Here is a 20,227-nt window from a genome sequence, read left to right on the forward strand (position 1 = left end):
ATCTTAACATGAAAACTACCTGGAATAAAGCGGTTACGGCATTACTTATAAGCCCACTGCTCTTTACAGCCTGCGATAAAAACGAGGATGGCCAATTGGAGGGCCCACTGCCCGCTGCCAGTTTTACCAGCACCGTTAACTCAACGCAGTTTCCCGTAACGGTTACCTTTACAAGTACCAGCGAAAATGACTTTGTTAGTGGATGGGAGTTTGGCGATGGAACAGTAGGCTCCGGCTCGTCTGTAACGCACACCTACAACACACCTGGTACTTACAAGGTACGGTTGAACGTATCGGGTAGGGGTGGCTTCGCAGCTACTCCTCAAGCCGACGTAGTGGTGCCTACTGCTTGCGGCAATACAGGTTTCTCGGCACTAGTGGCCTGCAACGGTGGCGCTCCGGCAGTACGCGTTTGGACGTTGTCCAACGCGGCTGGCGCTATCAAGCGACTAGACGCTAGTAACAACGTTACCTCATCATCGGCGGCCAACGCTTTAGCTTCTTGCCAGGCTGATGACCAGTTCAGCTTTAGCGGCAGCTCTTTCACCTACACCTATACTGCCAACAATGCCTGCGGCACAGAAGCATCAGGTTCCTCAGGCTTTGTGTATAAGCCGGGTAGCGGCGGCAGCCTAGGGCAAATTGTGCTGGGCGGTACCAGCACGTTTATCGGTGAAAACGTGGCCGTTCCCAACCGCACCTACGATATCATCGAAGCCAGCAACACGATCCTGCGCCTGCGTGGTACACTAGCCAACGGTACCAAAACGGAGGTGACGCTGGTGCCCTTCGATGCCGTGACCCGCGTGAAGCAACTGCTGACGGGTGGTACGCAGAAAACCTGGATGCTCGATAACGCAGTAGAGAAGACTATTACGGTAGGCACCGAGTCTAACCCCACAGAGTACTACGGGGGGGGCAGTGTTGGTGCATTGCCTGCTTGCCAGGCCGATGACGAATTTACATTCTCCGCAGCCGATATATTTACCTACAATGCAAAGGATGAGACGTTTGTGGCTGGTAGTCCCGGTAGCTGTCAGACTGCTCGCTCGGGTACCTCGGCCTACACCTTCGGCCCGGCCGACGGTGCTGGCTTAGCTCAGTTGGTGTTTGCCAAAGCAGGCACGTTTATCGGCATCACCGATGCGCCAGACCTAACGTACCGTATCCTATCCATCACGGACAAAAACATGGTGATACGCGCCGGTACGGGCAAAAATAAAGGCACTGTATTCGACATCAAGCTGATTGCCAAATAACTATTGCGTGCCGGATGAGCTACCTTATCCGGCACTTGCTTTTCTCTTCTTATGAAAAACCACTCGATTCTCCCTCATTCTTTCCGTTTTCGCAAAGCCGGGGCCGGCGCATTGCTAATTCTAGGCCTACTGGCCTGCACTGAGGAGAAAAAGCCGGATATCCCGACGCCTACCCCCGACCCGACTAGTACTGCATCCAACGCCGAAGCCAAGGATTATGGGCAGTACACCGAGCTTATCTGGAGTGATGAGTTCAATGGTAGTGGTGCTATTGATGGTACTAAATGGACTGCCGAAACAGGAGGAAGTGGCTGGGGTAACAACGAGCTACAGTACTATACAACCTCCACCGAAAACGCTTATATGGTAGGTGGCAACCTGATCATTGAGGCTAAAAAGCAAAGTATGGAGGGCCGCAATTATACCTCGGCCCGCCTCATTACCAAAGGCAAGCGGAGCTTCCAGTTTGGCCGGATCGATGTGCGGGCAAAGCTACCGAAAGGGCAGGGTATCTGGCCGGCTATCTGGATGCTAGGAAGCGACATCGACCAGAATAACTGGCCCGCTTGCGGCGAAATTGATATCATGGAATTGCGCGGCCAGGAGCCAAACAAGATACTTTCTACAATGCACTATGGGAGCAGCACGGCTACTCACCAATACAAAGGCAGCGAAACTACCTTGGCAAACGGCAGTTTCGCCGATGACTTTCACATCTTTAGTGTGGTGCGTAGCAAGGATAAAATCCGTTCTTACGTAGATGGGCGTGAGTTTTACGCCTTTACGACGAGCGATACGGCACCGTATGCCTACCCTTTCAATAATCCATTCTTCGTGATTCTAAATGTAGCGGTAGGGGGAAATTTTTTGGGTAATCCTAGTACTACAGTAATTGACACCACGCCGTTTCCGCAGCAGATGATGGTTGATTACGTACGCTTCTATCAGTATAAATAGAGGTAGAATAAATACTATTTCCTCGGTGCGGCGCAACTGCACTGAGGTTTCGGGAGCCGGTTCCGCTTCGTGTTAGGGTAGCGGGTCGGCTCTTTTGGAACCTGCTTTTCTGGCTTATGCCGCTGAAATGTTGGAAAAAACCGGGTAATTGCGTCATTCTTCCAACTATTTTTTCGTCCATGGCTGGTATTCCACAATCCAACTCACCAACACTTGCTGTTGATAACCCCTCCGGAGGAGGGAAAAGTTATACCTCAGCCCTCGCTTCTCTAACAGTACTGTTTTTCATGTGGGGGTTTATCACCTGCCTGAACGACATTCTGATTCCCTTTCTTAAAGTCATCTTCGGACTCAGCTACGCGCAGGCTAACCTGATTAACCTATGTTTCTTCGGGGCGTACTTTTTGGTGAGTATTCCGGCCGGTAAGCTGGTAGCGCGGGTAGGCTACAAAAACGGTCTGCTGATTGGGCTGGTGGTAGCGGCCATAGGCTGCTTTTTATTCTATCCTGCTGCCGGTAGCCGGGCCTACGCGTTGTTTCTGGGGGCGTTGTTTATTCTGGCCTCAGGCATCACGGTGTTGCAGGTAGCCGCCAATCCGTATGTCGCCATCCTGGGTAAACCGTCGTTGGCTTCAGCCCGACTCACGCTCACGCAGGCCTTCAACTCGCTGGGGGTATTTATCGCGCCGTACATCGGCTCCATCCTCATCCTCTCGCATTTGCCCGAGCTGGACAACGTGGCGCCCGAAACGATTGATATTGGGGCGTTGCAGATTCCCTATCTGGTATTCGGCGGTATTTTGCTGTTTGTGAGCCTCGTCCTAAGCCGACTTAAGCTACCGGTTATCGCACATACCACGCCCGATGGCTATTCTGCCGCCGATATGGGCCGGGCATGGCACCGCCGCCACTTGGTGCTGGGGGTAATTGGCATTTTTGCCTATGTAGGTGCCGAGGTAGCTATTGGCTCGCACATCGTGAACTACCTCAACCTACCCGACGTGATGAACATGTCGCCGAAAGAGGCAGGTATCATGCTGATGTTCTATGGCGGTACGGCCATGGTAGGGCGCTTCCTTGGTGCGTATCTGCTAGGGCGCTTCCCCACAGGGCGGCTATTGGCCATCAACGCCGTAGGAGCGGTGCTGTTAATCCTGCTGTCTGTGAGTACCACCGGCGAGGTAGCCATGTGGACGCTGCTGGCCGTGGGCTTTATGAACTCCCTGATGTTCTCGGCTATTTTCACGCTAGCAGTGGCCGACTTGGGTTCTCTCACAGAAGAAGCTTCAGGCTTATTGTGCACCGCCATCGTAGGTGGCGCGCTCATTCCGCCGCTGTTTGGCTTGATTGCTGACTACCAGAGCTTGCGCCTAGCTTTCATCCTGCCAGCGTTGTGTTATGCCTACATCGGGTGGTATGGTTTGAGCGGCCACAAACAAAAAGCACTTTAGTAATCTGCTAAAACGAATTAGCTAGCAAAAAACACCCCCGGTACCAATAGTACCGGGGGTGTTTTTTGCTGTATGTAGCGCGCTACTCTGCGTTGGAAGAAGCTGGCGCTGGGGTAGGCGTCGCAGTAGCGTCTGAAGCCTGGCCCTCTGGGCGCGGGCCACGGCCGCCGCGGTTGCGGCCGCCACGCTTCCGGCGGCGCTGACCTTCACGGGCTTGTCCATCGCTACCAGCAGCCTCGGTGGTAGCTCCCTCGGGGCGTGGGGCGCGGGGCGGACGGCCTTCTGTAGCAACGAGTGGCGTAGTACCATCGGCGGCTGGGGTAGGGGCACTCTGGCCTTCGCGGCGTGGGCCGCGGCCACCGTGGCTGCGTCGCTCGCCACCTTCGCCACGGGGCTTGTCGCCTTCGCGGCGGGGGCGGCTACCATCGCGACCGGAACCGCTGCGGCCGTCGCGCCCGCCTATTTTGCCGCGTAGGCCGCTAAAGCGCTTGGGGTCGAACTCGGGGGCTTCGCCCAGGCCCAGCTCTTCCGTGATGTTCTGCTTTTCTACCTCGCGTTCCAGCAGCTTCTCAATCTTCACCACACGGTCCTGGTCTTGGTCCGAAATGAAGGTGATGGCCGTGCCGGTAGTAGCAGCGCGGGCCGTGCGGCCAATGCGGTGCACATAGTCCTCGGCGGCGCGTGGAATGTCGTAGTTTACCACGTGGCTCAGCGAGTCGATGTCGATGCCGCGGCTAAGCACGTCGGTGGCTACCAGAATAGGGAACTGCTTGTTCTTGAACTCGCGCATAATCTGCTCGCGCTCCTCCTGCGTGCAGTTCGAGGAAATACCCTTGGCTGCGTAGCCCAGCTTGTTGATGCTGCGCACAATGCCGCCTACCGCCGCTTTCTGCGACGTAAACAGCACCATGCTTTGCACTTGCTGATTCTTCAGAATATGCTCCAGCAGATAGATCTTCTGGCGGTCGAAGGCCATGTAGAACTGCTGGTTGATGCCCTCGGCCGGCTTGGATACAGCCAGTCGGATTTCATCTGGTTCCTGCAACAGCTGCTTTGAGAACTCTCGGATCTTGTTAGGCATAGTGGCCGAGAACAGCAGCGTTTGTCGCTCCTTGGGCAGGTGCCGCACAATGCTCAGAATGTCGTCGGAGAAGCCCATGTCCATCATCTTATCGGCCTCGTCGAGCACCAGATAATTGAGCTGGTCAAACTTTACGTAGCCCATTTGCATGTGGGCAATGAGGCGGCCGGGGGTGGCAATGATGATGTCGGCGCCGCCGGTGAGGGCACGTTTTTGCTGCTCCCAGCCTTCGCTTTTGCCACCTCCATAGATGGCAATGCTACTAGCTTCCACGAAGTAGCCAAAGCCCGTTACCTGCTCATCTATCTGAGTAGCCAGCTCGCGGGTAGGCACCAGAATGAGGGTGCTGGTGTGCGTGTGCTTGGCGTGCGAAATCTTATCGAGTAGCGGAATAAGGTAGGCAGCGGTTTTGCCAGTGCCCGTCTGGGCGCAGGCAATCAGGTCCTTGCCTTCAATAATTTTGGGAATGGCCTGCTCCTGAATGGGCGTGGCCTGTTGGTAATTCATGGCATCCACGCCGGCCAACAGGTCTTCGTGGAGATTGAAATCGTGAAACGTCAAAGGACAGCAAATATGAAGTGAAAAACAGGCTGACCTTGCGTTTCCGGTCAGCAAACAGCGGATAATGTGGTAAAGATACGGCATTTGCGCGGTTAGGTCCGTACACCAAACAAGCGGGTTACTTTCGCGAAACGCTAGTAGCTCCGCAGAAATTCCTTCTATTCCACGCCACCCTATGTCTCCACTCGACCGTTTTTCTACGCAAGCCGCCCAATACGCACAGTACCGCATTGATTATCCCCAGGAACTGTATACCGATTTGCTCACTGGCCTAAAATCCAGGCAGCGTGCCTGGGACTGTGCCACTGGCAATGGCCAGGTAGCCGCCGCGCTGGCCGAGCAGTTTGCGCACGTAGAGGCCACCGACAGCAGCGCGGCCCAGCTGGCCAAGGCTGTCCTGCGCCCCAACATCACTTACCAGGTAGCTGCCGCCGAAGCCACGACTTTTGCCGACAATACCTTTGACCTGATAACCGTGGGGCAGGCCGTACATTGGTTTGACTTCGACCGATTCAACGCGGAAGTGCAACGCGTGGCTCGGCCGGGCGCTACTATCGCCGAGTGGGGCTACCAGTTGGCTCAGCTACAGGCAGATCTGAACCCGGTTCTGGCGCACTTCTACGCCGATACGATGCGCCCGTACTGGGACGACAACCGCTGGCACATCGACGACCAGTACGCCCGCATTCCGTTTCCGTTTGCACAGGTGCAGCACCGTACCTACCACGTGCGCCGCAACTGGACGGCCGCGTGGTTTTTGGACTATCTGCGCACGTGGTCGAGCGTGGTGAAATACACGCAACAGCACGGTACCGACCCGGTGCTGTTGATTGAGGAAGAAGTGGTACGGCGCTGGGGCGAGGGGGAGCGAGAAGTGATTTTTCCTGTGTTTCTGCGGCAAGGAATAATAGAGAAATAGGGGTAAGAAAAGGGAAAATTGTACGTGGCTTATACAGCACCGGCACGCATACAATTGGCGTGATTTTGTATACTAGCAACTCGTGCTTACCTGTTTTTTTACCGCTGTGCGGTATTTTTCATCCTAACGCGTCGCTCGGGCGGCGCCTTTTTACTTATGGACGATACGCCCCGCTCTACCCCGCCGGCTGCCTTCAGCCCCGAGCAACTCCCTACCCCCGCCGCCACCGAAAGCGCAACTGCGCCTACCCCCGATACCGCGACGGCAATGATAGAGGAAACCCCCGACCGCCTGGATCAGATTTTTGAAGGGCTCAAACAAAAGTCCTCGGCTAAACAGCAGATCTACCGCAACACCATTGCCACCTTCGACTTGCTGCGGCAGGTGTCGCAGGAGCTGGTGGTGGAGCTAAGCCGCAAGATTTCGCCCCTCGACTCGAGCGTGTTGGTGGAGTACCGTCCCATCAACGACATGGAGTTCCACATCAAGTTTTCGGGCGATTTGCTGGTGTTCGTGCTCCACTCCAACATCGTCACCTTCCCCGACGACTACGGCCCGATGAATACAACGTACGTGGAGGCTGATTTTCGGCGGCGCTTTTTTGGGCACATCATGGCCTACAACTTCATGGCCGATAGCGTGAAATTCCAGCGCATGAACGACCCCGGCTATCTCGTGGGGCGCCTACTTGTCAACATCGACAACCACTACTTCTTGGAAGGCGTGCAGCAGCTGGAGCTACCCGACCACGACATGGCCGCATCGCCTATCACCCCGGAAATGCTACGCCTGTTCGTGGAAAGCGCCATGATTGCGGCCGTCAACAACGACCTCATCGCGCCGCCCATGAACGAAATCAAGAAGATTACGGTGAAGCAAAAGATTGAAAACCAGCAGGTAAGCCGCGGCAGTAAAGTCGGCTTTAGCTTCTCCCACCAGCAGCACCTCGGTGAGGGCTTGGTGTATTGAAGTGGTGAGGTTATGAATTAGAAAACGCCTGTCATCCTGAGCTTGCGAAGGACCTTATTAAGCCTGAACGGTTACCGTAACAACGACTCGTTCTGACGTGATAAGGTCCTTCGCAAGCTCAGGATGACAGGCGTTTTCTAATTCACAATCTCACAATCTCATCGCATAGCCTACCTTCTCGCGTACTTTGTTGAGGACGGTGCTGCCATAAGCCTGCGCTTTGCGGGCGCCTTCGGCAAGGCGGGCGTCTATTTCGGGGAGGTTGCTTGTGTAGTAGGCGAACTGCTCCCGCTCGGTGGCAAACCGCTCCCGAATCAGTTCGTACAGGGCCGTTTTGGCGTGGCCGTAGCCGTAGCCACCGTTCAGATAGTTGGCACGCATGTCGGCAATTTGCTCCGGGGTGGCCAGCAGGGAGTAGAGCTTGAAGGTTGTATCGTTTTCGGGGTCTTTGGGCGCTTCCAGGGGCGTGCTATCCGATACGATGCTGCGGATGGTTTTGAGCAGCGTTTTGTCGTCCACAAAAATGTCGATGATGTTGCCGTAGCTCTTGCTCATTTTCTGGCCGTCGATACCGGGGATGGTCATCAATTGCTGATCGACGCGGGCCTGCGGCAGCACGAAGGTTTCGCCGTAGCGGTTGTTGAAGGCTGAAGCAATGTCGCGGGTAATTTCCAGGTGTTGGATTTGGTCTTTGCCCACGGGAACCACCTCCGCATCGTAGAGCAGAATATCGGCGGCCATCAGTACGGGGTAGGTAAACAGACCCGCATTTACGTCCGAAAGCCGGTCCGATTTGTCCTTGAAGGAGTGTGCGTTGGCCAGCATCGGGTAGGGCGCAAAGCACGACAGGTACCATGCCAACTCCGTTACCTGCGGCACATCAGACTGCCGGTAGAACATGTTCTTCTCCGTGTCGAACCCACAGGCCAGCCACGCGGCCGCCACGGCGTACGTGTTCTGACGCAGCGTTTTGGCGTCGCGCACTGTGGTGAGGGAGTGCAGATCAGCAATAAACAGCAACGACTCGTTGGTGCTGGTTTTCGACAGCTCTACGGCCGGAAGAATGGCACCCAGCAGGTTGCCCAAGTGCGGGCGACCAGTGCTCTGAATGCCGGTAAGAATGCGGGACATAAGTGGTTTTTGATTATTCGTTGTTGGTTTTTGGGGTTCGTTATGCAGCCATGGAACAAAGGCCAAAAGCCAACAACGAATTCCTAAAAACCAGTTTTACACGCTCACGTCGGCTGCGGCTTGTTCTTGCAGTTCCTCGGTTTCTTCCTGGCCCAGGTATCGGTCGATGAGGCCGTGGGCCACGTAGAGCACCGGCGTGAGCAGAATGGCTGCCGCAAATTTATACCAGTAGTTGGTGTTGGCAACCTGCACCACTTGCGCTAGGCTCCAGTTGCCGAACAGGTAGAACGCCACGTACAGCACCACAAACGAGTCGACCAGCTGCGAAACCAGGGTAGAGCCGGTGGCGCGCAACCATACGTAGCGCCCGTTGGTCAGGCGTCGCAGCCACGCAAAAATGGTGGCATCCAGCACCTGCCCAACACCAAACGCCACAATGGAGCCCGTGATAATGCCCAGGCCCTGCCGGAAGATGCTATGGTAGGCAAAATCGATGTTGAACGGCCTACCCTGCGCGTCGGTGCCGTTCACATCCAGCCAGAATTTGGCCGGTGGCAGGTGGGTGGTGGCTAGAATAACGAAGAACGCGTACAGAATCAGCCCCATTGTGAGGAAGCTCACGCGCAGTACGCCCGCCTTGCCGAAGTATTCATTGATGATATCGGTAGTGACGAACACCACCGGCCAGATGAGTACGCCGGCGGTCAGGTCGCCGGGCAGGGTAGGGGGGAGGCCCAGCAGGGCATTGGCAGAAAATATCTTTACACCAATAATTTCTGCCAGCAGGGCATTCACAATGAAAATGCCGCTGAGAACCAGGTAAAGCTGTTGTTTCTTCTTCGCCATAGTGGCGGATAATAAGCCGTAAAATCAGTAGTGTAGGATCTGTGGTGGTACCAGCCAGCCTATCTATTTCGACAGAAAAATCGTTTTGCCTTCCTTGGCCGACTGCCGGGCCGCATCCAGAATCTCTACCACGATAAGGTTAGTCTCCAGCGACGACAGCTTATCCACCGGAATGTCGCCCCGTACCACGGCGGCCAAATAGGCAAAGGGCTCGTCGTAGGGTGCGGTTGGGGCGGCAATGGTCAGCTCCTGCGGAGCGGCCTTTTCCGTGGGTCGCACGCGCAACTGGCGGCTGTCGAGCGCAAACACGGCGCCGGTCTGCCCGTAGATTTCCATGTCCTTGCGAGAGTAGGGCCAGTTCCAGGATGCCTGAATGATGCCCTGCGCGTGCGGGTAGGTAACCACAATGGTGGCCTCATCATCTACGCGCGGGTACACCTGCGGCTGGAGGTGCTGGGTCACGGCTGTCACTGACTGAGGTCGTTGGCCCTGCATCAGCCAAGTCATTAGGTCGGCGCCGTAGCAGCCAAAGTCAATCAGCGCGCCGCCGCCATTCTGCACCGGGTCCGTCAGCCACTCCAGAAACTCTGGGTTCACATTGATGGCCTTTGGGCCCTGGTGACCGTCGTGCACCACCATTTTACGAATGTCGCCGATGGTTTTCTGCTGCGTCACCAGCTCATAGGCGCGATGGTTGGTACCGTACCAGCTGGTTTCGTAGTTGGTAAGCAGGTGAATGCGGTGCTTAGTTGCCAGGGCGGCCATCTGGCGGGCATGATCTACGCTCACGGCCAAGGGTTTTTCTACCATCACGTGCACGCCGCGGGGTGCGCATGCTTGCACTACGGCTAGGTGGTCGTAGATGCTATTGAAAGCGGTAACGGCCTGGGGCTTGGTCTTCGTCAGCATCTCCTCCAGGGTAGGGTACACCAGCTTCATGCTCAGGCCGTACTGCTTGGTGATGCGCTGTGCCAGGTCGCGGTTGGGTTCCGCAATGCCTACTATTACCACGTCGCCACGTTGTGCACGGCCTAACAGCACGTGCACGTGGGCATGCGTGAGGCCCGCAATGCCTACGCGCACGGGTGCTGGAGCAGGGGTGGCGCTAGCAACGGCAAAACAGCCGAGCAGCAAGGCAAGTAGCAGAATAATTTTAGGCATGGGTGGGAGGAGGTAGAGGAGGCGGCTGATTATAAACTCATTGCGACATCATGCTGAGCTTGGCCGAAGCAAGGCACTCATAGGCTTACGGTCTTACCTTCTACCCCCAACTCTGTATTCGGAAATACCGCCTGGGCCTCGGCTAGCAAAGGTGCCAAGTCGCGGTAGCGCGACGAAAAATGGCCGATAAGTAACTGCTTCACCTGCGCTTGTTGGGCCAGCAAAGCAGCTTGGTGAGCCGTGGAGTGGTGCGTGAGGGCGGCCCGCTCGCGCATCTCATCCGAAAAGGTGGCTTCGTGATAGAGAAGATCTACGCCGTGCAGCAGTGGGGCCAGGCCCGGCAGATACAGCGTGTCGGAGCAGAAGGCGTAGCTGCGCGAGGGGGTAGGGTCGGTGGTAACGTCGGCGTTGCGGGCCAACAAGGCGCGGGTGTCTGGGTCGTACACATCTTCGCCTTGCGTGAGGGCCGTAAGCTGGGCCGGCGTGAGGGCCGCTGGCAATTGCTCCTTGATGAGGTGGCGGCGCTTGGGCTTTTCCCGGAATAAGTAGCCGCAGCACGGAATGCGGTGCTGCATAGGCAACGTATGCACTGTTAGTTGCTTATCCTCGAAGATTTGTTGGTGCTGCGTGGTATCTACTGCCGTAAACAGCAGCTCGAAGTTGAGCCGCGTGTGCGAGTAGCGAAACTGTGTGGTCAGAATCTCATCGAGGCCGGGCGGGCCGAAGAGCTGGAGCGGCTCCGTGCGACCGTGCAGGTGCATAGTGCCCAGCAATCCAAACAACCCAAAAAAATGGTCGCCGTGCAGGTGGGAGATAAAAATGGTATGAATACGCGGTTGCCGGATTTTGTATTCCAGCAGGCGCCGTTGCGTACCCTCGCCGCAGTCAATAAGGTACTGGCTAGTGCCTACCGTAAGGAGTTGCGCCGTGTGGTGGCGGTCCATCACGGGAGTAGCCGAGGCACTGCCAAGTATTTTTAGTTCGAACTCCAAAATAGGCTGTTAGCTATTAGCTGATGGCTGCTAGCTTCATTAAAACGGATGAATGGCAATCAGTACCTATCTAAAAAAGAAAAGCTGCTGGTTGTCAGCTATCAGTGTAAAACTAATAGCTAACAGCCAACAGCTAACAGCTATCCGGCAGACTATTCCTTGTTGGTCAGGTCGCGCTCAATGGCGTGCAGGAAGATGCGGTCAATACCTTCTTCTACAGTGGGTAGGATATGCAATACCGATTCCAGCTTAGAGATGGTGATGAGCTTCATCACGTGGTCTTGCAGACCGGTAAGCACCAGCAGGCCACCAGTAGAGTTGCACAAGCGGTTAGCAATCAGAATGGAGCTGAGACCCGACGAATCGGTGTATTTTACGTTGCTCAGATCCAGAATCAGGTTATTGGTGCCTTCAGCATTCAGCTTCACAAACTCCGACTTCAGATCGGGCGCAACAGTAGTGTCGAGCTTCTTCTCGTCAATCGTGATTATGGTGTAGGTGTCCTTTTTATCAATCGAGTACTTCATACCGCGTGTTTCGGTGGTTAAGGGAGTTGCGAAGGTAGGAAAAAAATGTTCGGGACGGAGAGAAGAAAGGTACGGGAAAGATAGCAGAATTTTAATAACTAGTTGTACCTACCGTACCAAAAGTAAGAGAAGCCCACGTGCTATGCCAGTCGGCACGGGCGTGGTCGGGGGAGGCAGCCATTTGCACCGTGCTTAGCAAGTAGCTGCCAGGGGTAGATAAGCGTAACAAAATTCGGCCGCTAAGGTTACTATAGAAGCGCGAAGCTTTCGGTTTTTGTCCGGGTGGGTGCTGCCACACCTGCACCAAGGCGCCCGCAACGGGCTGGCCGGCTTGCTCTACGCGCACCGTGAGCACAGCACCCGGCCGCAGCAAGTAGGGGTTTTGCTCAGGCACCAGTTCTAGGGGTAGGCCCAGTGGCCGGGCGTAGGCGCGGGCTGTATCGCGGGAGTTGGGTTTGCCGGCTTGCACCAGCGTTTTGGCGCAGCGTTGGTAGGCCTCACGGGCCGATTTGCTTAGCTCGTTGCGCTGCTGGCGCAATACTAGTACTTTATCAAGTCCTTCTTCTTTCAGGTAGGTGTTAAATTCCTCGGCTGTTTGCTCTAGATAGGCGTCATTAGTAGTGAGGGCCACTACATGGGTACCGGGCTGGGTGAAGGTGAGGGCTGTTTGTAGCGTATCGGTTTGGGTAGCGGCCGGGGTAAGGTCTTCGATGCCTGCCGGACCTGCGTGCACAAAGCGCGTGAGGCGGTTGCTTTTGCCTACCCAGCGCTGGCCAGTGAAGTTCTCGCCTACCCATGTTTGCAGCCGCACTTTCTGCCCAACTGTTACGACATACTGCGGTGGCGCCAGCCAAAACTCGTGGGCGGCCGCCAACAGCGCCGGCGTGCTGATGAGGATAGTAAGAACGGTGCTTTTCAGCGCAAGCCGCATACAAGCAAGTAAAGATGAACACTACCGCCTGGGCGGCGGCCCGAAAAACGCGCGCCGCCCAGGCGGTAGTGCATGTAAGGTGAAAAAAAAGGATGTACGGCGGATGAAGCTCCGCCGTTTGCCCACTGGGCAAAATAGGATTAAAACCGCTCCAGCGCCAGCGCGTAAGCGCGGTCGTAATACACGCGCAGGTTTTTCCAGTCGAATAGCTCCGAGGAGTTTTCTACCCGGTTGCGTTGGGCAATCCGCTCGCGGCGGTTTTGCAGCACAAAATTCCAGAGCATGTCCGTGAGTTCTTCGGCGGCCTCGTGGAAGGAGCGTTCCTGGCGGTGCACCACATAGATGCCCTTGTCTTCGTGGTCTTGCACGTGCTGCATCACATAATCGCCGAAGCCGGACAGGTCGGAAGTGATGGCCGGCACGCCGCGCGCGATGCACTCTAGCGGCGTGTAGCCCCAGGGCTCGTAGTAGCTTGGGAACACGCCCAGGTGACAGCCCCGCACAAACTGCCCGTACTCCATACCAAACAACGGCGAGGTAGGCGACACAAAATCAGGGTGATACACCATCTTCACGCGGTCGTGCTGGTAATTCAGCAAGTTGGCGCGGCGCATGAAGTTCAGGATGTCATCGTTCTGGTCATCAATCAGGTTGTGGGTGATGATGGAGGGTAGGGCGTTGGTTTTCCAGCTTTGCAGGGTGCGGCGGTAGCGCAGGCGCCAGTAGTCGTCTACCATGGCGCTGAGGTCGGGGAGGCGGTGGTCAGTGCCAGCAGCAGCGGCGTAGAACAGTCGCTCACCCACCTGCTCCTGAATGGCCTCGCACGTCTCGCGCACCTCATCCAGAATAGCGCGGTTTTGGAGCACCAGCGGATTGATGCTGGTGAAAGGTCGTTTGGTGATAAAGAACATCACCACGTTGCCCTCCAGGCCACTTTGTTGCAAGCGGTAATTGAGGCGGGCCAGCGCCTCTAGGGTCAGGTCAAACCCCTTGTTGTGGTACTCGTAGCGGCCCGAGGTAAACAGGTACAGCGTGTTGTCCAAATCAAAGGAGTAGCTCTGGAAAAAGTGCGCCATCACAAACTCATTGATCTTGTCCTTATACTGCTTGTGCAGGTTCTGGAACTCGTGCAGGGCCACAAACCGCTCGATGTTCAGGCCGTTGGGCAGCACCGCGTCGGGGAAACGGTCGAGCAGGTAGATGCACTCGCGCACCGTCAGCTCGCTCACGGTCGTAAATACGTGCGAGCCGTGGGCGGCCGCTCGCTCAATGCTCACGGCCGTTTCGATGTTGAAGTGGCGCGCCTCGGCCAGCCAGTCTACCTGCATCAGGTGCTCGTAGAAGTTGGGGTCGTTCATGGCCAGGTAGCGGCCCAGCAGGGTAGCGTGGGTAGTAAACACGATGTGGGCCGGCACCTGGTCGCGGCGCAGATCGGGAATGGCTACGCCGGTCATCCACTCGTGGAAGTGCGCAATTACGCGGCGGGGCGGCACTACCTCGGCGGTTAAAATTTCAATGAAAATCTTCGCCAAATGGCCAAACGCTTCTACTTGGTGCAGAAGGTCGTCGTTGTCGGGGGTAGGGATGCCGTGGTGGTGCCACAGGTCGCTCTTGATGCTGCCCAGATGGCCATACACCTGAAAGGGGTTGATAAGCACCGTGCGGGGCCTACCCGTTACGAGCCATACGCCGTACTGCACATCATAGCCCATTTGGCGCATCTGGCGCACGGCTCCGGCAAAGGGGTCAGAGAGGAGCGTCAGCTGAATGTCGTCGAAAGGCTCGAACTCGCTTTGGGCTTGCTGCGGAAAGTAGGGGCCCAGCAGGCAGTACCGGTCGCCCCAGCCTTGCACGGCGGCGGGCACTTTGGAGCGAATGACGGTGTAGATGCCGCCTACCTGGTTGCAAACTTCCCAGGCGCTTTCGACGAGCAAAGCATCCAGGGCAATGGCATTGGAGGTACGGGTGGGGTATTGCATAAGGAGAAAGGGTAGCGGGAGTACACTAGCGTAGTAGGAGTACGGGCAATATAGCGGGGAGAGTTGGCAGAAGCGGCAAGATTTTCCCGATGAGGGAGAGATTTATTTGTTCCTGTTTCTGAGTGGAATGCCCAAACGCCACACTTCTGCTTTGCTGGTAGGCACACAAAACCAGGTATAGCAACGACGAGCAGCGCTAAACGCAACAAGGGCTTTACGCCAAAAAAACGTCCTATTGCGAGAACAGTTGTTTTTCGTGCGCAAAGCCCTTGCGAGCAGATAAATCAGTAAATCAGTCTACTAGGCGCCTAGCATTAGCTTTTCTTGGTAGCATCGTAGCGCTTGCCGGCTTCCGACCAGTTCACCACGTTCCAGAAAGCGGCAATGTACTCGGGGCGCTTGTTTTGGTGTTTGAGATAGTAGGCATGTTCCCACACATCAATACCCAAAATAGGCGTGCCGCGCTGAATGCCGGGCAGGTCCATGAGGGGGTTGTCTTGGTTGGGGGTGCTGGTGATGGCCAGCTTGTTGGTTTTGGTATCGTGGATGAGCCAGGCCCAACCCGAGCCAAAACGGCCGGTGGCGGCTTTGGCAAATTCTTCCTTGAACTTATCGAACGAGCCGAAATCCTTGTTGATGGCGGTAGCTAACGTGCCCGTGGGCTGCCCGCCGCCTTTAGGCGCCATCAGCTGCCAGAAAAACGAGTGGTTCCAGTGTCCGCCCGCATTGTTGCGCACCGCATCGGGTTGCTTGCTGGCCGAGGCCAGGAGCTGCGCTAGGCTCAGCTTTTCTTCGGGTTTGCCCGCCACTGCCTCATTCAGCTTCGACACGTACGTTTTGTGGTGCGCATCGTGGTGAATTTCCATGGTGCGGGCGTCGATGTGCGGCTCCAGGGCATTGTTGGGGTAGGGTAGGGCCGGCAGGGTGAAAGGGCCATCAGCCATGGGGGTGGCGCGGGCCTCGCGGAGCAACCGCTCCTCGTGCGCAGCAGCCAGCACCGATGGGCCAACCAGTGCGCCAACCATCGTCAGCAAACCGTTCTTCAGAAAATCTCGCTTCAGCATGAGCGTAACAATAAAGGTGAAAAGCAAAAGGTATACAGCGCCTTTTCGACACTGGCTAGAACATCTAGGCAACTACTCTTGCAAAGTAGCTATGGTAGTGAAAACTGCACAGCAGGCCAGTTGTTGGACCCACCCGCAGAACAAGCGCTGTCTACAAAGCACATCAGCCTACTGATGCTCGTCTATAGCGAGTGTCAATAGGCTGATGACTAGATAGAAAAGGTTTATTGCGGGTCTTGTGAGATGATAAGTACGGCGTAGGGCGCCAAACCAAACGTGCCGTGGTAGGGCTGGTCGTCGTACACGCCTTCTTCGGCCTGGGTGCCTACGCTCTCAAAGTTGCCGAACTCTTCGTCGTAGCCTTGCCAATCGGAGTTGAAACGCACGTGCCAGTTGCCGCTGCGGGGTAGGCCAATGGTATAGTTCTCGTGGCATTGGTTAGCAAAGTTGGCAATGACGATAGTGGTATCGCCGGGGCCGCCCTGGTCGCGGCGGGCAAAGGCAATGACTTTGTTCTCGTTGTTGAGGTGAAATACGTCCACGTATTGGCCCATCAGGCCGCGCGTGTTGCCGTGGAAGTTGCGTCGGAGTGCCGCCATATCGCGGTAGAGCTGCACTAGGCCGCTATGCACTTCGGCGTGCTCCCAGTTCAGGGGTTGGTCGTCAGAAAAGAAACCATCGGCCAGCATGGCCTGCCCCTGAAACACCATCGGAATGCCCGGCGCCGTGAACACCAGCGCGGCGCCCAGAGTAGCCCGCTTTTTCGGGAACCACGTGTGGGCGTTGCCGGGCATAATCTCCTCCGTTACGCGCGATTTGCCGTTGGCTACTTCGTCGTGCGACTCAGTGTAGATCACGCGCTGGAAGGCGTCGCCGTTGTACACTTTCGTGATGGCTGCTGCCACCGCGTGCATGTCACGCTCCTCATCGGAGTAGGCCGTGATGGCGTGCCGAATGGGGTAGACAAAGGCCGAATCCCACTGCGTGGAGAAGCCCTGGCCGCCGTCTTCGGGCATGCGGGTGATGTAGTCGTTGCCCAGCAAATCCTCGGCAATGGTAATCTTCCAGGGCATGCGCTGTCGGATTTCCTCGTTGATCCAGCGCATCAGCGACCAGCCATCGGGTAGGTCACGGGTAGGGTCCTCGGAGCCATCCACGTTGCGAATGTGGGAGATAGAGTCGGCGCGCAGGCCATCCACACGATAATCTTCCAGCCACATCAGGGCGTTGTCGCGGATGTAGTAGCGCACGGCGTCGCGGCCGTAGTCGGGACGATTGTGGCCCCAGGGCGTTACGGCGCGCCAGTCGTTGTAGAAGTAAATACCGCCGCCGTTATTTTCCGACCAGCCATCAAACTGCCAGAGGTCCAGGTCGCCGGGACCAAAGTGGTTGTATACCACATCCAGAATAATAGCAATGCCGTGGCGGTGGGCCTGCTTCACCAATTCTTTAAAGGCTTGCGGTCCACCATAATCGGTTTCGAGAGCAAACGGATGGGCGGGATTGTAGCCCCAAGAGCGGCCGCCGGGAAACTCCGTGGCGGGCATCACCTCAATGGCGTTGATGCCCATATCGCGCAGGTAATCCAGCTTGTCAATCACGTCGTAGAACGTGCCGGGTTTCTCGGGATCGGGGGCGTTGAAGGTGCCCACGTGCAGCTCATACACAATCAGCTCGTTCCAGGCAGGCATCTGGAAATTATCGTCTTCCCAATCGAAATTGGGGTCGAGCACCACCGAGTTGCCGGCCGAGTGTGTTACCTGGCGGGCGTAAGGGTCGTTGCGCTGTAGCTGGCCGGTGGGCGTATCCAGCCAAAATTTGTATTCCGTACCGGGGCCAAGGTCGGCAAAATCAGCAGCCCAGTAGCCATCAGCTTCGTGGGTAAGCGGGTGCGACTCGTGGTTCCAGTCGTTGAAGGGGCCTACCAGCGCTACGGCGTCGGCCGAAGGGGCCCACACCCGGAAGGTGGTGCCGTGTTCGTGCGGAATAGCGCCCATGCCGGGCTGTAGGGGGGTAGGTGTAGAGGTAGGGGCGGGAGAAAGGTCAGTTTCAGGCATAATAAGTTCGAAAAATCCCAGCGGGAGTGTGAGCCTTTAACTGTCCGGTTTTCATTTAGGTTGTGCTGCCGAGGTTGGTAGACAATTAAATGCTGCTTGCAGCCTATTTTAGAAAGCTACGGTTCTCCTTTCGGCTGGCACCCAGCTAGGCTAAATCCCATGCTAGCATACGGCAATGCGCCATTGCGTGCGGCCGCAGTGAGGGCAGGCTGCTTGGGGGAGGGCATCGGCCTGTTGCCCTTGCCCACACCAAGTACAGGCGTAGGCGCCGGATACGGCGGGCTGGCTTTGGATATAGTCCTCGTCCCAGTCGGGGGCCAGAGTGAGGCCGGGCCGGGCGGGCTGCTGTTTGATAAGTGTGAAGGTGCCATTGGCTTCCATATAGAAGCGTTTCACCTGGCCTAGCTGTTGCAGGCCCTGACTACGCAGTTGGGCCACTACCTACTCCCGCGAGAGGGTAGCCTGCTCTAGCGCATCGAGTTGCAGGCAGCCATCCAGCACCATAATGCTGAGCTTGCCCTGAGAAATCTGCTCGAACCGCCGGCTGCGACTCGACCACCACGCCACGCTGCGCTCCACCAGCACCACCACGCCGGCCACCACTACCGCCGGCAGCAACCCACGCTCCGGCGTGAGAATGGGCACGCCAATGCTGGCCGCCAAAGACGACATAGCCGCTACCTCACTGCGCCCTAGTTGGCCAGCCATGCGCTTGCCCATCAGGCGCATCGACACAATCAGCAGCGTGAAAAAGAACACAATGCGCACCACGGCTTCCAGCAGAAAGCTCGGCGGCAACTGGCCCAGTAAAATGCGGACGTAGTCAGTCAGTTGAATTTCTTCAGGTTTCATACAAGTGTAGTGCAGACCGGGTAGGGCCGGGTAGAGTTAGCACACAGCCGCTTCCCAGTGCGTAGACTGGCAGTTGCGGCAGTGGCCCCCCGTGTGGTCGGTGGGCTGGGACAGGGTACCACAGCGTGCGCAGGCCTGGCGCTGAGTGGCATCGGAGGTAGCGCGTAGCGCGGCATCAGCCTCAGGCAGCAGCGACAGGCCCGGCACCGGCTCGTCGTGTGTGAACACGCTGAAGGTGCCATTGGCTTCCAGGTACGCTCGCGCTACCTCGCCCAGCTGCCACACCTCACTGGCGCGCAACTGCGCAAATAACTCCTCGCGGGAGATACGGTAGTGTTGCAAGGTAGGCAGCTGCAATACCCCATCTTTCACTAAGGCCACCACGTCGCCCTGCAGCACCACCTCGGCCCGCCGCGACTTGAAGGCCAGCCAGTTGCTACCCCGTTGCAGGAGCAGGCAGCCTAGCAATACCAGCACACTAGGCAGCAGGCCTCGATCGGGCACCTGCATGGCCACCGACACAATGCCGCCGAGTGTCACCATTACGGCCATTTCCGTCACGGTGAGCTGCGCATGCATGCGCTTGCCTAGCCAGCGCAAAATTAGTAACAGCACCACGTAGGTGAACAGGGTGCGACCCACCACCTCTAAGGTAAACTCAACCGGCGCGTCCCCGAAAAGCAGGCGCTGCCAGTCGCTGAGCTTAATTTGTTCTTTCTCCATGAAGTATGAAATAATTCAGCCACGCAAGTGCATACGAAACTCCTCCTTATTGTGCTGCCCGGTTGTAGGAGTGCTGCGCTTCGGGAATGAACAAGGCCGTTTTCGTGTTGGTTTACTTCAGGTTTATTCACCCACCGCGCCGCGTATCTTCGCGGCTCGTTTCACAATCCGCTTTCCAGTGCCCCGACTCAAACCCGTGGTATACGGCCTCTATGGCTGGACGCCCGCCTACGGCTACCGCTACATTCATCCCGCCAACCGCCGCACCTTTGAGTGGCTGGAACCGGTGGGCAAGCTGTTCGAAAAAATCGACGAAACCGACGAGTGGCTGCTGCTGCGCTACGACGAACAGCAATTCAAAGTCAGCCCCGAGCTGTTCAAAGAGCTGTACGGCCGCCCCGCCTTCAGTTTCGGTGATTTGGTGGAGGAAGTGAATCCGCCCGCCGGCCGTGCCGCCCACCGCGGCCTTATCTCCGACGTGTTTTGGGACGAAGCTACCGACCGCGCTACCTACCAGCTGGTGGAGCGCAAGCGCAAAGTGCGGCAGGTGTTTGAGGCCGACGAGTTGCGGTTGGTGTAGGCATCTTGCTTTTCCTCCGGCTCTTTCGCAGAAGACGTTTGCTGCCTTACACGCTTTCTAAAAACGCTTGCGCTGTATGCTCTTGTCACTTACGCCTGCACAAGAGGATGATTACCACCCGTGATAAAGGAGCCGGTCGCGGCGGCGGTGCAACTTCATAAACGCGACCGTAGTAGATAAGCACGGC

Annotated in this window: 19 protein-coding genes; 6 read left to right on the top strand and 13 right to left on the bottom strand. The window is 56.7% G+C overall.

What is annotated here, in order from left to right:
- Positions 1 to 8 precede the first annotated feature (8 nt).
- The 3 genes from MUN82_RS02930 (at position 9) to MUN82_RS02940 (ending at position 3,667) form a co-directional block, all read left to right on the top strand.
- Complete coding sequence (locus MUN82_RS02930; RefSeq protein ID WP_245094850.1) at positions 9 to 1,259, top strand: PKD domain-containing protein; 1,251 nt, start codon at positions 9 to 11, stop codon at positions 1,257 to 1,259.
- A 51-nt stretch (positions 1,260 to 1,310) separates the two neighbouring features.
- Positions 1,311 to 2,216: a glycoside hydrolase family 16 protein gene (locus MUN82_RS02935; RefSeq protein ID WP_245094852.1), complete on the top strand. Its 906-nt coding sequence runs from the start codon at positions 1,311 to 1,313 to the stop codon at positions 2,214 to 2,216.
- Positions 2,217 to 2,503: 287 nt separating this feature from the next.
- Positions 2,504 to 3,667 carry a sugar MFS transporter gene (locus MUN82_RS02940; RefSeq protein ID WP_245094854.1) on the top strand — a complete coding sequence of 388 codons (1,164 nt, stop codon included), beginning with the start codon at positions 2,504 to 2,506 and terminating at the stop codon, positions 3,665 to 3,667.
- Positions 3,668 to 3,749: 82 nt separating this feature from the next.
- On the opposite strand, the gene MUN82_RS02945 is transcribed toward MUN82_RS02940, so the two are convergent.
- Positions 3,750 to 5,255: a DEAD/DEAH box helicase gene (locus MUN82_RS02945; RefSeq protein WP_311136440.1), complete on the bottom strand. Its 1,506-nt coding sequence runs from the start codon at positions 5,253 to 5,255 to the stop codon at positions 3,750 to 3,752.
- Positions 5,256 to 5,484: 229 nt separating this feature from the next.
- Between MUN82_RS02945 and MUN82_RS02950 the strand changes: the two genes are divergently transcribed.
- Entirely contained in the window at positions 5,485 to 6,228 is a 744-nt protein-coding gene (locus tag MUN82_RS02950) for a class I SAM-dependent methyltransferase (RefSeq protein ID WP_245094858.1), read from the top strand.
- Between the two features lie 156 nt (positions 6,229 to 6,384).
- Positions 6,385 to 7,197, top strand: a complete 813-nt coding sequence (locus tag MUN82_RS02955; RefSeq protein ID WP_245094860.1) for a hypothetical protein — start codon at positions 6,385 to 6,387, stop codon at positions 7,195 to 7,197.
- Between the two features lie 150 nt (positions 7,198 to 7,347).
- Here MUN82_RS02955 and trpS read toward each other — a convergent pair whose 3' ends face one another.
- The 12 genes from trpS to MUN82_RS03015 form a co-directional block, all read right to left on the bottom strand.
- Positions 7,348 to 8,328: a tryptophan--tRNA ligase gene (trpS, locus tag MUN82_RS02960; RefSeq protein WP_245094862.1), complete on the bottom strand. Its 981-nt coding sequence runs from the start codon at positions 8,326 to 8,328 to the stop codon at positions 7,348 to 7,350.
- A gap of 96 nt (positions 8,329 to 8,424) precedes the next feature.
- Complete coding sequence (locus tag MUN82_RS02965; RefSeq protein ID WP_245094864.1) at positions 8,425 to 9,174, bottom strand: queuosine precursor transporter; 750 nt, start codon at positions 9,172 to 9,174, stop codon at positions 8,425 to 8,427.
- Positions 9,175 to 9,237: 63 nt separating this feature from the next.
- Positions 9,238 to 10,335, bottom strand: coding sequence for a Gfo/Idh/MocA family protein (locus MUN82_RS02970; RefSeq protein WP_245094865.1), 1,098 nt, complete (start codon positions 10,333 to 10,335; stop codon positions 9,238 to 9,240).
- A 77-nt stretch (positions 10,336 to 10,412) separates the two neighbouring features.
- The gene (locus tag MUN82_RS02975; protein WP_245094867.1) at positions 10,413 to 11,327 is read right to left on the bottom strand and encodes a ribonuclease Z; all 915 of its coding nucleotides are present in this window, start codon (positions 11,325 to 11,327) and stop codon (positions 10,413 to 10,415) included.
- Positions 11,328 to 11,479: 152 nt separating this feature from the next.
- Positions 11,480 to 11,854, bottom strand: a complete 375-nt coding sequence (locus tag MUN82_RS02980) for an STAS domain-containing protein (RefSeq protein WP_208307201.1) — start codon at positions 11,852 to 11,854, stop codon at positions 11,480 to 11,482.
- A 91-nt stretch (positions 11,855 to 11,945) separates the two neighbouring features.
- On the bottom strand, positions 11,946 to 12,785 hold the full coding sequence (locus MUN82_RS02985) for a DUF4198 domain-containing protein (protein ID WP_245094868.1): 840 nt from the start codon (positions 12,783 to 12,785) through the stop codon (positions 11,946 to 11,948).
- 140 nt (positions 12,786 to 12,925) lie between these two features.
- On the bottom strand, positions 12,926 to 14,764 hold the full coding sequence (locus MUN82_RS02990) for a glycosyltransferase (protein WP_245094870.1): 1,839 nt from the start codon (positions 14,762 to 14,764) through the stop codon (positions 12,926 to 12,928).
- A 314-nt stretch (positions 14,765 to 15,078) separates the two neighbouring features.
- Positions 15,079 to 15,708: a superoxide dismutase gene (locus MUN82_RS02995; RefSeq protein ID WP_245097500.1), complete on the bottom strand. Its 630-nt coding sequence runs from the start codon at positions 15,706 to 15,708 to the stop codon at positions 15,079 to 15,081.
- 344 nt (positions 15,709 to 16,052) lie between these two features.
- The gene (locus tag MUN82_RS03000) at positions 16,053 to 17,885 is read right to left on the bottom strand and encodes an alpha-amylase family glycosyl hydrolase (RefSeq protein ID WP_245094872.1); all 1,833 of its coding nucleotides are present in this window, start codon (positions 17,883 to 17,885) and stop codon (positions 16,053 to 16,055) included.
- A 162-nt stretch (positions 17,886 to 18,047) separates the two neighbouring features.
- Positions 18,048 to 18,323, bottom strand: a complete 276-nt coding sequence (locus MUN82_RS03005) for a hypothetical protein (protein WP_245094874.1) — start codon at positions 18,321 to 18,323, stop codon at positions 18,048 to 18,050.
- Positions 18,324 to 18,326: 3 nt separating this feature from the next.
- Complete coding sequence (locus tag MUN82_RS03010) at positions 18,327 to 18,737, bottom strand: DUF421 domain-containing protein (protein ID WP_245094875.1); 411 nt, start codon at positions 18,735 to 18,737, stop codon at positions 18,327 to 18,329.
- 36 nt (positions 18,738 to 18,773) lie between these two features.
- Positions 18,774 to 19,460: a DUF421 domain-containing protein gene (locus tag MUN82_RS03015; RefSeq protein WP_245094877.1), complete on the bottom strand. Its 687-nt coding sequence runs from the start codon at positions 19,458 to 19,460 to the stop codon at positions 18,774 to 18,776.
- Positions 19,461 to 19,638: 178 nt separating this feature from the next.
- Between MUN82_RS03015 and MUN82_RS03020 the strand changes: the two genes are divergently transcribed.
- A complete protein-coding gene (locus MUN82_RS03020; protein ID WP_245094878.1) occupies positions 19,639 to 20,040 on the top strand; it encodes a DUF6960 family protein in 402 nt (133 codons plus the stop codon).
- The last annotated feature ends 187 nt before the right edge of the window (positions 20,041 to 20,227 follow it).

Source organism: Hymenobacter aerilatus (genome assembly GCF_022921095.1).
Classification (GTDB): domain Bacteria; phylum Bacteroidota; class Bacteroidia; order Cytophagales; family Hymenobacteraceae; genus Hymenobacter; species Hymenobacter aerilatus.

Coding starts and splice junctions, on each gene's coding strand:
- MUN82_RS02930 (WP_245094850.1), top strand. CDS start 9: ATGAAAACTACCTGGAATAAAGCGGTTACGGCATTACTTATAAGCCCA.
- MUN82_RS02935 (WP_245094852.1), top strand. CDS start 1,311: ATGAAAAACCACTCGATTCTCCCTCATTCTTTCCGTTTTCGCAAAGCC.
- MUN82_RS02940 (WP_245094854.1), top strand. CDS start 2,504: ATGTGGGGGTTTATCACCTGCCTGAACGACATTCTGATTCCCTTTCTT.
- MUN82_RS02945 (WP_311136440.1), bottom strand. CDS start 5,255: ATGAATTACCAACAGGCCACGCCCATTCAGGAGCAGGCCATTCCCAAA.
- MUN82_RS02950 (WP_245094858.1), top strand. CDS start 5,485: ATGTCTCCACTCGACCGTTTTTCTACGCAAGCCGCCCAATACGCACAG.
- MUN82_RS02955 (WP_245094860.1), top strand. CDS start 6,385: ATGGACGATACGCCCCGCTCTACCCCGCCGGCTGCCTTCAGCCCCGAG.
- trpS (WP_245094862.1), bottom strand. CDS start 8,328: ATGTCCCGCATTCTTACCGGCATTCAGAGCACTGGTCGCCCGCACTTG.
- MUN82_RS02965 (WP_245094864.1), bottom strand. CDS start 9,174: ATGGCGAAGAAGAAACAACAGCTTTACCTGGTTCTCAGCGGCATTTTC.
- MUN82_RS02970 (WP_245094865.1), bottom strand. CDS start 10,335: ATGCCTAAAATTATTCTGCTACTTGCCTTGCTGCTCGGCTGTTTTGCC.
- MUN82_RS02980 (WP_208307201.1), bottom strand. CDS start 11,854: ATGAAGTACTCGATTGATAAAAAGGACACCTACACCATAATCACGATT.
- MUN82_RS02985 (WP_245094868.1), bottom strand. CDS start 12,785: ATGCGGCTTGCGCTGAAAAGCACCGTTCTTACTATCCTCATCAGCACG.
- MUN82_RS02990 (WP_245094870.1), bottom strand. CDS start 14,764: ATGCAATACCCCACCCGTACCTCCAATGCCATTGCCCTGGATGCTTTG.
- MUN82_RS02995 (WP_245097500.1), bottom strand. CDS start 15,708: ATGGCTGATGGCCCTTTCACCCTGCCGGCCCTACCCTACCCCAACAAT.
- MUN82_RS03000 (WP_245094872.1), bottom strand. CDS start 17,885: ATGCCTGAAACTGACCTTTCTCCCGCCCCTACCTCTACACCTACCCCC.
- MUN82_RS03010 (WP_245094875.1), bottom strand. CDS start 18,737: ATGAAACCTGAAGAAATTCAACTGACTGACTACGTCCGCATTTTACTG.
- MUN82_RS03015 (WP_245094877.1), bottom strand. CDS start 19,460: ATGGAGAAAGAACAAATTAAGCTCAGCGACTGGCAGCGCCTGCTTTTC.